Raw genomic sequence first — 13,357 nt, forward strand, 5'->3', positions numbered from 1 at the left:
CGGCAGCTCCGCTGCGCTCCGTGCCGCCTCAGTGAGGGGAGGCTAACCTCGCCTGGCGGCCGACGTCGAGACCGCGCGCGTCACTCGCGCGGAACTCGCCCGGATGTCCGATCAGAGCCGGAACGCGCGCCACACCGCCGTCGCGAACGGCACCCGCACGGGATCGGTGCCGACCCGCCGCGCGATGACCTCCCGCGCCTGCTCCTGCACCGCCGCGCGCTCGTCCGCGGACAGCGTGAGCACGGTCGAGTAGGTCCCCAGCATCGCCGCGACGTCGTCCGCGGCCATCCACGTGCGGCGCCGGAAGACCTCCGAGGAGCCGGAACCGAACGGCGCGCCGTCGGGCAGGTCGATCGTGAACCCGGCGCGCACCCCCGACGTCGAGTCCTTGTCGTCGGCGCGCTGGATGTGCCGCAGCTCGGCGACCCAGTCGGTGGTCGGGTCGGCGAAGCTCCACATCAGGCCGAGCACCCCGCCCGGCCGCAGCACCCGTGCGATCTCCGGGGTCGCCCGCTCCGGGTCGAACCAGTGCCACGCCGACGAGGCGAGGACGGCGTCGACGGACGCGTCGGGCAGCGGGATGTCCTCGGCGGTGCCGGCCAGCACGCGGGCGCCCGGGCTGCGCCCGGCGAGCACCGCGCGCATGGCGTCGTCGGGCTCCACGGCGACGACGTCGGCGACCCCCGTGGCGGCCAGCGATCGGGACACGAGCCCCGTGCCGGCGCCGAGGTCCAGCACCGTCACGTCGGTCGAGGGCAGCAGCCAGCGCAGCGCGGCGGGCACCGGGGCCGGGCGCAGGCGGTCGTAGTCGTCCGCGGCGGCGCCGAACGAGCGGGCCCGCTCCGGACGGGTCACAACCAGCCGCGCTTGCGGAAGACCAGGTAGAGCGTCAGCGAGACCAGGACCATGAGGCCGAGCGCGAACGGATAGCCGAGGTGCCAGCCGAGCTCGGGCATGTTCTCGAAGTTCATCCCGTAGATCGCGCCGATCAGCGACGGGGTGAACAGGATCGCGGCCCAGGACGAGATCTTCTTGACCTCCTCGCCCTGCGCCAGGCTGGTCTCGGAGAGCCGGCGCATCTCCTCGTTCTGCCGCTGGCCGACCAGGGCCGCGTTGACCTGCAGGATGTTGCCGAGCAGCTGGCGGAAGTTGTCGGCCGACTCGCTGACCTGGGCGGTGTGGTCCGCGACGTCGCGCAGGCCCCGGTGCAGCTCGATGCGCTCCGGGTCGTCGGCGTACTCCGCGAGCAGGCCGTCGAGGACCTCGCGCAGGGGGTCGACGGCCCGCTGGAGCTCGATCACCTCGCGGGAGAGCTGGTAGATGCGCCGCGAGACGCTCGGGTCGCCGCCGAAGACCTGGGTCTCGATCTGGTCGATGTCGTCGCGCAGCCCGAGCACGACGGGCCGGTAGTCGTCGACGACGCGGTCGAGCACGGCGTAGAGCACCGCGCGCGGCCCCTGGGCGAGCAGCTCGGGGTCGGCCTCCAGGCGGGAGCGCACCGACGACAGCTCGGGGGTCTCGGCGTGCCGGACGGTGACGACGAAGTCGTGGCCCAGGAACAGGTGGATCTCACCGACCTGGACGTCCTCCTCCTCGTCGACGTACCAGGCGGGCCGCAGCACGACGAACTCGACGTCGTCGTAGCGCTCGAGCTTCGGGCGCTGGTGGGCGAGCACCGCGTCCTCGACGGCGAGAGAGGGCAGCGAGAGCTCGCGGGACAGCCGGTCGAGCTCGTCGGCGTCGGGGCGCAGCAGGCCGATCCAGGCGAAGCCCTCGTCGTCCTGCGGGGTGCCCTCGCGGTCGTGCAGGAGCGCCAGCGTGCGGTCGAGGGAGTCGGGCTCGCTCTCCCGCGCGCCGCGCACGTACACGGCGTTGTCGACGACGGTCATCCGGAGAGTCTCCCGTGTGCGCAGCGCTAGTGCGCGAGGGCGACGCCCGCCGCGACGAGACCGACCGCGTTCGTGCCCAGGTGCAACCCGATCGGGGCGAGCACCGAGCCCGTCCGGTGGCGCAGCCAGCCCAGGGCCAGGCCGCCGAGCACGGTGACGCCGATGACGGCGAGCGCCGAGGTCCACTGCAGGGTCGGCGGGAGCGGCACCGCGGAGGGGCCCATCGCGACGGTGAGGTGCCAGAGGCCGAACGCCACGGCGGTGACGCTGAGCGCCACGCGGGCGGAGAGCGAGCGCACCGAGTGGCCCTGCAGCACGCCGCGGAACGCCAGCTCCTCGGCCAGCACGGTGCCCAGCGGGATGAGGACGAGGCCGCGCAGCAGCAGCGCGCCCGGTGAGGCGCCGGCGAGCTGGGGGTTCTCGAGCAGATGGGGGGCGACGACGAGCACGGCGCCGTAGCCGAGGATCGCGACGCCGATCGCCGCGCCGCCCCAGCGCAGCCCGGCGCCCCAGGTGCCGCGCCCGATGCCGAGGTCGTGCCAGGTCAGCCCGAGCAGGCGCGCCACGGTGACCATCGCCGCGACGCCGCCGACGTTGAAGACGGCCTTGAGCACGGGGTCGGCGGGCAGGGCGGGGAGCGCGAGGTTGCTCCACACGAGCAGCAGGACCGCGATCACCGCGGGCGGCGCGAGGCGTCGCCAGTGGGCGGGCTTCTCGGGTTCGTCGACACCGTCGGCCGTCGGGGAGCCGGACGTGGCCGTGGCCTGGGGAGCGGTCACAGCCCCAGCATGCCTGCCACTCTCTGCGTGTCCGCATCGGTCCACCCCGGGGGCGTACCCACGGAGAGCCAGCCGCCCACCATGACCTCCCGGTACTGGTGTCCGTGCCCGTCGGGCACCGACAGCGAGTTGGTCAGGTCGATGGTGACCTGCCAGAACGTCACCACGGGGTACCAGTCGACGGCCTCGGACACGTCCCGACCTCGGGGTTCGTCGAGCCAGTCCGGTCGGTGCCACAACAGGCTCGGCGTCCACCAGACGATCGGGTCGGAGGCGTGCTGCAGGTAGACCACGTGTGGTGGAGACCACACTCCCGGTGGGCGTGTCAGGTCCACCGCGGTCGACCCGAAGCGCACCTCGCGGCCCCCGTCGACCACGGGGAGGACGGCCGGCGACCCGGGGTCGCGGCGCGCGGTGAGCGCCGCGTGCAGGCGGTTGGAGTTCGGCGGGCCCACCCACAGCACGCCGTCGGCCTGGGCGCGGGCGTCGTCGATGCTCGAGAACGCGGCCTCCGAGCCCAGGGACCCGAGGCTCTCGCCGAACACGAGCAGCCGCGGGCGCCGGTCGGGCGGCAGCTGCTCGACCCGGGCGTGCACCGCGTCGAACAGGGCGCGGCCCTCGGCCTCGGCGCGCGAGCGGTCGACGACGAACGACAGCCAGCTCGGCAGGTAGGAGTACTGGGTGGCGACGATCGCGGTGTTCCCGCCCCAGATCATCTCCAGGGAGTCGGCCACCGGGTCGTCGATCCAGCCGGTGCCGGTGGTGGTCACCAGCGCGAGCACCTGGCGCTGGAACGCCCCGGTGCGCTCGAGCTCGGCGACGGCGAGCGCCGCGCGCTCCTCGGGGCCGGGCGCGGACATCAGCCCGACGTAGGCGCGGATCGGCGGCGTCGGCGCCCGGCCGGAGGCTTCGCCGAGGTCGGCCAGGGGGCGTCCGCCGGCGACGAAGTCCTGCCCCTCGCGGCCCAGGGTGTCCCACCGGACGAGCGAGGCGGGCGAGCCCGAGCGCAGCGGCGAGATCGGCGCGACCACGCCGGGGTAGGTCTGCGTGTTGGTCGCGCTGAACGCGGCGTCCGCGGCCCGCAGGCCGGTGCGCAGGACCAGGGCGTCGATCACGGTGGCGACGAGGACGACCACGAGCACCGTCCCGACGACGGTCGCGACCTGCGCGGGCAGGTGGGCCCGGCGCCGCAACAGGTCGGCGGCCCGCCCGGCGAGCCATCGCACGCCACGACCGAACCCGACGATCAGCCCGGCGACCACGAGCGCCACCGGCCCGGCGCGCAGCCACCCGTCGGTGGTCGGCTGGGCGATGCCCATGAGGGCGGCGACCTGGCGTTGCCACGCGGCGCCCGCGAGCAGCATCCAGAGCAGCGCGACCACGGCCGTCACCACGAGGACGACCCAGGTGCCCGGCGTGAACCACTCGGGCGTTCCCCGCTGCACCTTGCCGGTGAGGCGGGTCCACCGCGCGGTGCGCCCGAGCAGCCACGCGACGGCGACGCCGAGGCCGTAGCCCAGCCCGCCGGAGATGCCGGTGGCGAGGCCCTGGAAGAGGTAGTCGCGGGGGATCAGCGACGGCGTCAGCGAGATGAGGGCGAACGCGGTCCCGAGGACGAAGCCCGCCGGGTGCGCGCGCGGGACGTAGCGCACCAGCGGCGCCAGACGGGGCGGGAGCAGCGGGGAGTCGCCGCCGAAGTGGTGGCGGGCGCCCTCGCGGTGCCAGAGGTGGTGGTGCTCGAGCTCCTCCTCGAACTCCCGCTGGAACTCGGTGTCGAGCTCCGTGTCGGCGTCCGGGTACGCCGAGCCCGGAGCCGTCGCCCGGGTCTCACCGTCCGCCACGGTGCCCAGCTTCCCGCGCCGCGCAAGCCGGTACACGTCCGGTACCGATCATCGCGGCGTGATCTTCCGTGCTGTGGCCGGGACGACGGCGCGGCGCTGTCCCTCGTGGGCCTCGGACACGCTCCGTCCCGTCTCGTCGGAGCAGCGTGGCCGATGCACCTGTCCGGCCCACGCCACCTCCGGGCGGTTGGTTCCGCTGCGTGATGGACGCCGCGACCGGAACGGCTCACCGTGGTGACCTCGTCGGGGTCGAGCGCTCCGGGCAGCACGGGCCCGCACTCGGACACGGCAACGCCGGTGGGCGGCGACCGGACCTCGCGACGGGCGTTCAGGACCACGCCCGCCCTGCACGGCCCCGGGGAGCCAGGCGAGGGAAGGAACCGTGATGTACGCACGCCACACGTTCGCCACCGGGGATCCGGCCATGCTCGACGACGCGGTGACCGCCACCCGGGTCCAGGGCCACGAACTGCTGAGCGGGCAGCCCGGCTTCGCCGGGATGTCCGTCTTCGTCGACGCCGCGCTGGGCAAGTTGCTCATCGGCTCGTTCTGGGACACCGAGGAGTCCTGCCGGGCCAGCGACGAGACGGTCCGCGAGCAGCGGGCGAAGCTGCTGCTCCCGTTCGCCGCCACGCTCGGGAGAGAGATCTTCGAGGTGGCGCTGGCGCACCAGATCCGCGAGCCCGGCCCCGGCTCGGCGATGCGGCGCCTGGTCATCGAGTTCGACCCCGCCGAGACCGACGCCCGGATCGAGGCCTTCCGCGCGGTCATCCCGTCGCTCGACGCCATCCCGGGGTTCTGCCGCAGCACCCTGTTCATCGACCGGGCGCGTGGCCGAGCGGTCGTCGGCTCGATCTACACCGACCGCGCGGCCATGGAGGCGGCCCGTGCCGCCACGGCCGGGGTGCGCGAGCGGGCCGGACAGCACGCCGGGCACGCCATGGCGGTGCGCAGCCTCGAGGAGTTCGACACCGTGTTCTACGGCGCCCCCTCCGCCTAGACCCGGGCCTCGAGCCACCGACCCGCCGAGAGCAGCGCGTCCTCGCGGTCGGGGTGACCGATCAGCGCGAGACCCAGCGGGAGGCCGGCCTCGTCGCGCGCGCCGGGGACGGCGAGCGCCGGCAGCCCGAGCAGGTGCCAGGGCCGGGACATCACGGGGTCGCCGGTGCCGTCGGTGGCGAGCGGGGCGACGCCCAGGGCGCCGGGGACGAGCACGGCGTCGGCGGTCTCCAGGCGCGCGAGTGCGGCCGTCCGGGTCGCCGCGGCGCGCGAACGGGCGCCGGCGAGGACGTCCGGGGACACCGCCCGGCCCTCGTCCAGCATCGCCGTGAGCCGCTCGCCCAGTCGCGGGTCCGACGGCACGACCTCCGACGCCTCCGCGGCCATCACCGTGTGGTGGTCGGCGGCCGCGGCACGCAGGTCGACGTCCCACGCCCCGACGTCGGCGCCGGCCGCGCGGGCCCGTTCGACGGCGTCGGCGTGCGCCGCCCGCATCGCCGGCGACACGTCGGCGATCTCGGTGCCGTCCCAGGCGAGCAGGCGCGGCACCGTGGCCCCGGCGGGCTCCCGGCCGGTCAGCGCGGCCCGGGCGAGGGCGAGGTCCTCGACGGTCGCGGCGAAGAGGCCGAGCGTGTCCAGGCTCGGCGCGAGCGGGTTCACGCCGTCGGTCGGGAGCGCCCCGCGCGCCACGGCGAGCCCCGCGACCCCGCAGAACGAGGAGGGGCGGACGACGGAGCCCGCGGTCTGCGACCCGAGCGCGAGCGGCACCATGCCGGCCGCGACGGCCGCCGCCGACCCGCTGGAGGAGCCGCCGGGCGTGCGGGCGAGGTCGTGCGGGTTGCGCGTCGGCCCCGGGTCGAAGCAGGCGAACTCGGTGGTCACGGTCTTGCCGACCACCACCGCGCCGGCCTCGCGCAGCAGGCGCACGATCGCGGCGTCGGCCGCCGCGGGCGGTGTGTCGGCGCGGACGGGCGAGCCACAGCGCGTCGGCACCCCGGCGACGTCGATGATGTCCTTGACGCCGACCGGGACGCCCGCGAGCGGGCCGGTGCCGGGCTCGTCCGCGTCCAGGAGCGTCACCCACGCCCGCACCCGGTCGTCGATCGCCGCGATGCGCCGTCGTGCCGCCTCGGCACCGCGCGTGTCGGCGAGCCGCCAGGGGTCGACCAGCTCCGGGGAGTCCACGGGGCGGAGTCTGGTCCCTAGGACATCGGGATGCGCAGGACCTTCGTCTCACCGAGAGCCGGCGGCTCGTCCTCCGGGTTGGCCTGCGGGGTGCGCTGGGCCGAGCTCGAGGAGCTCGACGAGCTGGCCTGCTGGTTCCCCGAGCCGGAGCTCGAGCTGTTGCTGGCGGAGTCGGAGGAGCTGCCGGAGTCGTCGCAGGTGCTCCGGCTGCTGCTGCTGCTGCCGCCGCCCAGGCCGAGGTCGCCGAGCAGGCCGCCGACGAGGCCGCCGTCGCCCGTGTCGCAGGACTCGTCGGAGCCGTGCGAGGAGCCGTGGCTCGAGGACCGGCTCGAGGAGTGGCTCGAGCCGCTGCCGTCGTCGCCGTGGTCGTGCCCCGGCGTGGCGAGGGCGAGGCCCGCTCCCGATCCGGCCAGGGCGAGGGCGGCGGAGGTGGCGACGGCTCCGCGGCCGAGGAAGCGACCGACGCCGGTGGTCGGCGCGTCGTCGATGCGGTGGACACCCATGTGAGTTCCTCCTCCAGCGTGACCACCGTGGTCCGGTCGGCGCAACGGGTCTCGTTCCCGTCAGCCCTAGGTCTCGTTCAGGTCACGACGCAGCTCGGAGTGCCCCTCCTCGACGGGCCTCAATCCCCCGACCCGCACCGGATCTGTACGGGGAGTTCCGCCGCCGACCGCCGTGCTCCTACGCTGCGCCGATGGCGGCGACGACGACGGCGCGCTGGGTCGAGGTGCACCCGCGCAACCCCCAGCGCCGCGCGATCCGCGCGACGGTGGACCTGCTGCGCGAGGGCGGGCTGATCGCCTACCCCACCGACTCCTGCTTCGCGCTCGGCGCGATGCTCGGCAACCGCGAGGGCCTCGAGCGGATCCGGACCATCCGCCGGCTCGACGCCCGGCACCACTTCACGCTCGTGTGCCGGGACTTCGCGCAGCTCGGGCAGTTCGTCCGCATCTCGACGCCGGTGTTCCGGGCGGTCAAGGCGGCGACGCCGGGCTGCTACACGTTCATCCTGCCGGCGACCAAGGAGGTGCCCCGCCGGCTCCTGCAGCCGCGCAAGCGCACCGTCGGCGTGCGCATCCCGCAGCACCCGGTCGTCGACGCGCTCCTCGAGGAGCTGGACGAGCCGCTGCTGTCGTCGACCCTGATCCTGCCCGACACCGAGGAGCCGATGACCTCGGGCTGGGAGATCCACGAGCGCCTCGGGCACCAGCTCGACGCGATCCTCGACTCGGGCGAGTGCGGGACCGAGCCGACCACCGTCATCGACCTGTCCGGCGACGAGCCAGAGCTCATCCGACAGGGCGCCGGCGAGGGCTTCGAGTGGTGACGCCCGCGCGGAGCACGGCTGCCACGACTGCTCAGTGCGCCACGCGGGGCAACCGGTCCGCCGCCGCGCGCAGCGCCAGGTAGGCGTCCTCGAGCTCGCGCGCCGCGAGGTGGGCGCACGCGGTCCGGACCGCGACGGCGACCTCGTCCATCGCGAGCCGGTGGCGGTCGCCGGGACCCCGCGTCGGGCGCGCGGCCTGCGCGGCGAGCGCCGCGCGCAGCATCTGGTCGAGCCGGCCGTCGAGGACCGCGGGGGGCGGCTGGGTGAGGTCGGCGAGGTGCTCGAGCGCCGCGCGGATCGCCGCGCTGAGGTCCGGCGGCTGGCCCGACGTGGAGTCGGCGCCGGGACGGGTCGCGACGGTCACCGCGAGAACCTCCCGGGCGCAGCCACCCGACCGACCTCCGGATGGGCCGGCGTCACGGTCAGGCGGCGGTCGAGGGCGGTGAGGTGGAGCGGGCGCACCACCGTCCGGTGCGCCGCGACGAGCACCAGGTGCACGCCGCGCTCCACCGCGGTCTCGTGGACGGCGGCGAACACGTCGAGGCCGGAGGCCCCGAGGAACGTCACGCCCTCGAGGTCACAGATCACCGACGGGACCTCGCCCGGGGCCATCAGCTCGCCGTCGCGCTCGTCGGCGACGGCACCGATCGCGCCCTCGACGACGTCGCGCAGGTGCTGGACCGTGAGCATGTCGATCTCGCCGAGGACCCGGACGAGGACGACCCCTCGGCGGGGCTGGGTCGGGGCGACGGTCAGGCCCGGGCCGACGGCGTCGTCGCCGACCACCGGGAACCATCGTTCGGCGGCGTCACGACCGCCGGTGCGTGGTGCCATCATCGCTGGAGCCACCTCTCCTGCAAGGCTTCGTCCGCGGGCCTCGAAGGTGTGAAGCGTGCGGTGGCTCTCGTCACTGTGCCCGGGTCGTCGGGACCTGTCCACCGCGAGCGACCGCATGATCACCCTTCGCGGTGACCCGTTCAGAGCACCGTCAGCCCCCGGACGACCGTCGCGACGGCCCCGACGAGGGCGAGCACGATGACCGCCTTGCGCGCCGTCTCCGCCGACAGACGGCGGTGCACGACGTCGCCGAGCACCACGCCGACCGCGATCCCGGCGAGGCCCGTGAGCCACACCGCGCCGCCGAGCGACGGGGCGCCCTTGCTGACGAGCGCGACGAGATTGATGACCAGCAGGACCACCTGCGCGGTCGGGACGAAGACCTCGATGCTCCAGCGGCGCGCCAGCGCGAACGCCGACAGCGCCGGCCCGCCGACCCCGGCCGTCACGTTGACGAAGCCGGCGACCGCGCCCGCCGTCAGCGCGCCCGGTGTCCCGTCCAGCCACGCCCCCAGCCGCGGCACGAGCGAGAGCGCGACGGCGGCCAGCGCCAGCAGGCCCACCACGACGAGCAGCGGGCCCTCGGGCAGGGCGTCGACGACGAGCGCGCCGAGCGGCACGGCGACCACGGCGCCCGCCAGCAGCAGACCGGCGGCACGCCCGTCGACCCCGCGGTGGGTGCGGACGAGGACGATCACGCACAGCACGACCTGCAGGGCGTTGCCGAACGACACCCCGTCGCGCGGACCGAGGATCGCCACGAGGAACGGCCCGCCGACGAGCGCGAGCCCCAGCCCCGTCGTGCGCTGCGTGATCGCGCCGAGAAGGACCGGGCCCACGACGAGCGCCGCCGTCCCCGCCGCGCTCACGGGCGCGGTGGGGACGACGGCGTCATGCGGTCATGATGACCGCGGCGTCACTGCTCCGACATCACTGCGGGGTGATGCTGAAGTTCACGGTGTCGCCCTCGACGCCGGTGACCTGCACCAGGAGCGTCGAGGTCTGGCCGGCGTCGGTCCCGGTGCACGTGATCGTCGCGCCGACCTCGCCCTCGAGCGACGACGGGCAGCTGACCTGGCTCGGCGCGACCCCGTACTGCTGGGCGATCTGCTGCTCGACCTGGTCGGCGGTCACCACGGGGTTGCCGAAGGCCATCACGAGGACGAAGAGCCCCACGACGACCGCGACGAACGCGCCGACCACGATCCCGATGATCTTGGGTGCCTTGCTCTTGCGCACGGGCGGTGGCGGAGGGTAACCACCGTATCCCGGAACGGGGGGTGGGCCGCCGTAGGGCAGACCGGCCGGACCCTGCGGCATCGGGGGGTACGGGTAGCCGGCGGGAGGCGGCGGAGCCTGCTGCGACATGGGGAACTCCTCGGGATCGCGGGACACGGTGGGCGGCGGGGACCCCTCCGGAGCTCCGGCGGGTAAAGAGCAGCATAGAACACGGAGAGCGACGAGCAAGGGGGATCCCTACTCCGTCAGAGTTATCTCAGAGTCCCGCCACGATGCGACTTCCCACCTCGTGTCCTCACCCGGCTCACAGCCGGCGAACAGGATCGGCGCCGAACCTGGTCCCAGGACGCCGGACCGCCCGTCGCCCGCCGCGAGGAGGACGCCGTGCACGCCGCCGCCACCATCGAGGCCTCCTGTGTCGACGGCGGCGAGCCGTGGGCCTCCCGGCAGGGTCCGCGGCGCCACCAGGCGGACGCGGCCGCCGCCTACCGCCACGCCACCGGACGCCTCGCGGTCGCCGTCGCCGACGGCGTGGGCGACTCCGAGGCCGCCGGCTTCGCGGCCCGGCTCGTCGCCGACCACGCCGTGCGGGTCGCCGCGCTCGAGGGCCGCCCCGACACCGCCCTGCTCGCGGCGCACGACCTCCTCACCAGCACCCGCGATCTCGTGCCGGGCGACGCCGCGGCCGTCGTCGCCCTCGCGCCCGGCGCCGACGACCCGCGCTGGCGCCTCGCCTGGGTCGGCGACTGCCGGGCCCTGGCCTGGGACGGCCGCTCGCTGCGGACCCTGACCGCCGACCACACCGTCGCCGCGGCGCTGCGGGCCCGCGGTCTGCACGTGCACCCGCGCCTCGCGCACGTCCTGACGGTCAGCGCGCGCACCGCGAGCCCGCAGGAGGTCGGCATCGCCGTCGTCGACGACCCGGGCACGCTCCTGCTCGTCAGCGACGGGGTGCACCGCAGCGTCGCCGGGCCCGCGCTGGCCGCCGCGCTCGCCGAGGGCGGGAGCGACGCGGAGCGCGCCGAGCGGATCGTCGCGCTCGCCGCGGCGGCCGGCGCGACCGACAACGCGACGGCGCTGGTCGTCACCTCGCCGCGGGGAGCGTGAGGCGCAGGCGGGCGCCGGGCTCGTTCTCCACCACCCGGAGGTCCCCGCCGTGCGCCCGGGCGAGGGCGCGGGCGATCGGCAGGCCGAGCCCGGCGCCGCCGGCGTCGCGGGTGCGCGCGTCGTCGAGGCGCACGAGCCGGTCGAACACGCGTTCCCGGTCCGCCGCCGGGATGCCGGGCCCCTCGTCGACGACGTCGAGCACCGCCTGCGCGCCGTCGGTGCCGACCTCCAGGCGCACCGTCCCGTCGGCGGGACCGTGGCGACGGGCGTTCTCGAGGAGGTTGGCGAGGACCTGGGCGATCCGTGACGGGTCGCCCAGGACGCGGGTCGGCGGGCCCGCGACCAGCACCGTCAGCGCCGGCGCGAGCAGCCGGGTCCGCTCGGCCTCGGCGGCGGCGAGCTCGGCGAGGTCGACCTCGCGGCGGTCGAGCGGGGCGCCGTCCTCGATGCGGGCGAGCTCGAGCATGTCGGCGACGAGCGCCCCGGCCCGGCGGGTCTCGCGCACCAGGGTGGTGGCGATGCGCTCGCGCCGGGCGAGGTCGGCGTCGGGGTGGCGGACGAGCGACTCGGCGAGGGTCTGCACGCCGGTCACGGGGGTGCGCAGCTCGTGGGCGGCGTCGGAGAGGAAGCGCCGGGTGCGGGCCTCGGAGCTGCGGGCCTCGGCCGCCGCGTCCTCGGCGCGGAGCTGGGCGGTCTCGAGCGCGTCGAGCATCCCGTCGAAGGCGGCGGCGGTGCGGCCCAGCTCGGTGTCGGTGCGCTCGGGGTGCAGGCGACGGCCCCGGTCGCCGGCGGCGATGTCGTTGGCCAGCACCGTCATGTCGTCGAGGGGCCGCAGCGCCACGCGCACCACGGCGAGCAGCGCGACCGCGACGGCGCCGAGGCCGAGCGCCCCGACACCGATCATGACGACGCGCAGCCGGGCGAGGACCGCGACGTTCTCGCCGGGCTCCACGGTGAGCACGAGCCGCGTGCCGTCCGGGACCCCGACGACGCGGGCCAGGTCGCGGGAGGCCCGGCCGGGCGGGCCGTGCCCGTCGCGCGGGGGCCGTCCGGGCAGGCCGGGGTCGTCGGTCGGCCCGACGACCCGCCGCCCCGAGGCGTCGAGCAAGACCGCCCGGATGCCCTGGCCGTCGACGGCGTCCACGAGCGACGCCCCGGTCGTCCCCGACGCGACGAGCAGGCCGGCGCGGGCCGCGCGGTCGTCGAGCCTGCTCTGCTGGTCGCGGCGCAGCTGGGCGTCGAGGGACAGGTCCACCGCGACGCCGATGACGACCAGCGCCAGCGCCACCACGAGCAGCACGAGCGCGGTGACCCGGAAGCGCAGCGAGCGCCCGGAGGTCCATCGCTCGCGCAGGGACGCGGTCACGCCCCCTCCCCCGGCCGCAGCGCGTACCCGAGGCCGCGGACGGTGTGCACGATCCGCGGCCCGTGCGCCTCGAGCTTGCGGCGCAGCGCGGACACGTGGACCTCGACGAGGTTCGGGTCGTAGGCGTCGTAGCCCCAGACCTGGGTGAGGATCTGGTTCTTCGTGACCGTCCGCCCGCGCTGCTCGACGAGGTAGCGCAGCAGGCGCAGCTCGGTCGCGGTGAGGTCGAGGACGGCCCCGGCCCGGGTGGCCGTGCCCGCCTCGTCGTCGACCACGAGGTCGCCGACCGTCATCGCCGTCGGCACCCGCCCCCGCCGGCGCAGCACCGCGCGCACCCGCGACACCAGCTCGGCGAGCAGGAACGGCTTAACGACGTAGTCGTCGGCGCCGCCGTCGAGGCCGTGCAGGCGGTCGGCGAGCGCGTCGCGGGCGGTGAGGAGCACGAGGCCGGCGTCGGTGCGGGCGCGCACGACCTCGAGCAGCGCGAAGCCGTCGCGGCCGGGCAGCATGACGTCGAGGACGACGAGGTCGGGCCGGAAGCCGTCGAGCAGCTCCTCGAGCCCCGTGCCGTCGCCGCGCCCGACCGCGCGGAAGCCCGCGTCGCCGAGCGCGTCGACCACCGACTCGCGGATCGCCGCCTCGTCCTCGACGACGACCACGCGGGCCGCCGTGCCCCAGGTACCGGTCACGCCCGAGATCCTGGCCCGTCGCTCCTGAACCGTCGCTGAAGACCCGGCCGGGTTCAGGTCGGGTTCAGGCCGCGTGCCCATCGTCGGTGGTCCCCGAGC

15 protein-coding genes are annotated in these 13,357 nt (G+C 75.6%); 3 read left to right on the plus strand and 12 right to left on the minus strand.

The genetic code is table 11. The annotated features are described in order from the left end of the window. Positions 1-111 precede the first annotated feature (111 nt). The 4 genes from EV188_RS10815 to EV188_RS10830 are packed head-to-tail and all read right to left on the minus strand — an operon-like array spanning position 112 to position 4,509. Positions 112-855, minus strand: a complete 744-nt coding sequence (locus tag EV188_RS10815) for a class I SAM-dependent methyltransferase (protein WP_133826194.1) — start codon at positions 853-855, stop codon at positions 112-114. Continuing rightward, complete coding sequence (gene corA, locus EV188_RS10820; protein ID WP_133826195.1) at positions 852-1,889, minus strand: magnesium/cobalt transporter CorA; 1,038 nt, start codon at positions 1,887-1,889, stop codon at positions 852-854. The genes EV188_RS10815 and corA overlap by 4 nt, the downstream gene beginning before the upstream one ends. Positions 1,890-1,915: 26 nt before the next feature. Beyond that, positions 1,916-2,668 (minus strand): CPBP family intramembrane glutamic endopeptidase, encoded by a 753-nt coding sequence (locus EV188_RS10825; protein WP_133826196.1) that lies wholly within the window; start codon positions 2,666-2,668, stop codon positions 1,916-1,918. Continuing rightward, positions 2,665-4,509, minus strand: a complete 1,845-nt coding sequence (locus EV188_RS10830) for an alpha/beta hydrolase (RefSeq protein ID WP_166659815.1) — start codon at positions 4,507-4,509, stop codon at positions 2,665-2,667. The genes EV188_RS10825 and EV188_RS10830 overlap by 4 nt, the downstream gene beginning before the upstream one ends. 385 nt (positions 4,510-4,894) lie before the next feature. Between EV188_RS10830 and EV188_RS10835 the strand changes: the two genes are divergently transcribed. Next, the gene (locus EV188_RS10835; protein WP_133826198.1) at positions 4,895-5,509 is read left to right on the plus strand and encodes an antibiotic biosynthesis monooxygenase; all 615 of its coding nucleotides are present in this window, start codon (positions 4,895-4,897) and stop codon (positions 5,507-5,509) included. Here EV188_RS10835 and EV188_RS10840 read toward each other — a convergent pair. Beyond that, positions 5,506-6,693 (minus strand): amidase family protein, encoded by a 1,188-nt coding sequence (locus EV188_RS10840; protein ID WP_243741595.1) that lies wholly within the window; start codon positions 6,691-6,693, stop codon positions 5,506-5,508. The genes EV188_RS10835 and EV188_RS10840 overlap by 4 nt on opposite strands. Positions 6,694-6,710: 17 nt before the next feature. Beyond that, on the minus strand, positions 6,711-7,196 hold the full coding sequence (locus tag EV188_RS10845; RefSeq protein WP_133826199.1) for a hypothetical protein: 486 nt from the start codon (positions 7,194-7,196) through the stop codon (positions 6,711-6,713). Positions 7,197-7,387: 191 nt separating this feature from the next. On the opposite strand from EV188_RS10845, the gene EV188_RS10850 reads away from it, so the two are divergent. Further along, on the plus strand, positions 7,388-8,020 hold the full coding sequence (locus EV188_RS10850) for an L-threonylcarbamoyladenylate synthase (RefSeq protein ID WP_133826200.1): 633 nt from the start codon (positions 7,388-7,390) through the stop codon (positions 8,018-8,020). A 31-nt stretch (positions 8,021-8,051) separates the two neighbouring features. Here EV188_RS10850 and EV188_RS10855 read toward each other — a convergent pair whose 3' ends face one another. The 4 genes from EV188_RS10855 to EV188_RS10870 form a co-directional block, all read right to left on the minus strand. Next, on the minus strand, positions 8,052-8,384 hold the full coding sequence (locus EV188_RS10855) for a hypothetical protein (RefSeq protein ID WP_133826201.1): 333 nt from the start codon (positions 8,382-8,384) through the stop codon (positions 8,052-8,054). After that, a complete protein-coding gene (locus EV188_RS10860; protein WP_166659816.1) occupies positions 8,381-8,857 on the minus strand; it encodes an STAS domain-containing protein in 477 nt (158 codons plus the stop codon). The genes EV188_RS10855 and EV188_RS10860 overlap by 4 nt, the downstream gene beginning before the upstream one ends. Before the next feature lie 140 nt (positions 8,858-8,997). Continuing rightward, the gene (locus EV188_RS10865; RefSeq protein WP_133826203.1) at positions 8,998-9,726 is read right to left on the minus strand and encodes a sulfite exporter TauE/SafE family protein; all 729 of its coding nucleotides are present in this window, start codon (positions 9,724-9,726) and stop codon (positions 8,998-9,000) included. A gap of 61 nt (positions 9,727-9,787) precedes the next feature. Next, positions 9,788-10,096, minus strand: coding sequence for a DUF4333 domain-containing protein (locus EV188_RS10870; RefSeq protein ID WP_166659817.1), 309 nt, complete (start codon positions 10,094-10,096; stop codon positions 9,788-9,790). Between the two features lie 384 nt (positions 10,097-10,480). On the opposite strand from EV188_RS10870, the gene EV188_RS10875 reads away from it, so the two are divergent. Next, positions 10,481-11,203, plus strand: a complete 723-nt coding sequence (locus tag EV188_RS10875; RefSeq protein ID WP_133826205.1) for a protein phosphatase 2C domain-containing protein — start codon at positions 10,481-10,483, stop codon at positions 11,201-11,203. Here the strand turns inward: EV188_RS10875 and EV188_RS10880 are convergent. Both EV188_RS10880 and EV188_RS10885 read right to left on the minus strand, forming a co-directional pair. Next, positions 11,181-12,569, minus strand: a complete 1,389-nt coding sequence (locus EV188_RS10880) for a sensor histidine kinase (protein ID WP_208114106.1) — start codon at positions 12,567-12,569, stop codon at positions 11,181-11,183. The two genes, EV188_RS10875 and EV188_RS10880, sit on opposite strands and share 23 nt — an antisense overlap. Further along, positions 12,566-13,258 carry a response regulator transcription factor gene (locus EV188_RS10885; RefSeq protein ID WP_243741596.1) on the minus strand — a complete coding sequence of 231 codons (693 nt, stop codon included), beginning with the start codon at positions 13,256-13,258 and terminating at the stop codon, positions 12,566-12,568. Before EV188_RS10885 ends, EV188_RS10880 begins: the two co-directional genes overlap by 4 nt. Between the last annotated feature and the right edge of the window lie 99 nt (positions 13,259-13,357).

The organism is Actinomycetospora succinea (genome assembly GCF_004363095.1).
Classification (GTDB): Bacteria; Actinomycetota; Actinomycetes; order Mycobacteriales; family Pseudonocardiaceae; genus Actinomycetospora; species Actinomycetospora succinea.

Coding starts and splice junctions, on each gene's coding strand:
- corA (WP_133826195.1), bottom strand. CDS start 1,889: ATGACCGTCGTCGACAACGCCGTGTACGTGCGCGGCGCGCGGGAGAGC.
- EV188_RS10835 (WP_133826198.1), top strand. CDS start 4,895: ATGTACGCACGCCACACGTTCGCCACCGGGGATCCGGCCATGCTCGAC.
- EV188_RS10845 (WP_133826199.1), bottom strand. CDS start 7,196: ATGGGTGTCCACCGCATCGACGACGCGCCGACCACCGGCGTCGGTCGC.
- EV188_RS10850 (WP_133826200.1), top strand. CDS start 7,388: ATGGCGGCGACGACGACGGCGCGCTGGGTCGAGGTGCACCCGCGCAAC.
- EV188_RS10860 (WP_166659816.1), bottom strand. CDS start 8,857: ATGATGGCACCACGCACCGGCGGTCGTGACGCCGCCGAACGATGGTTC.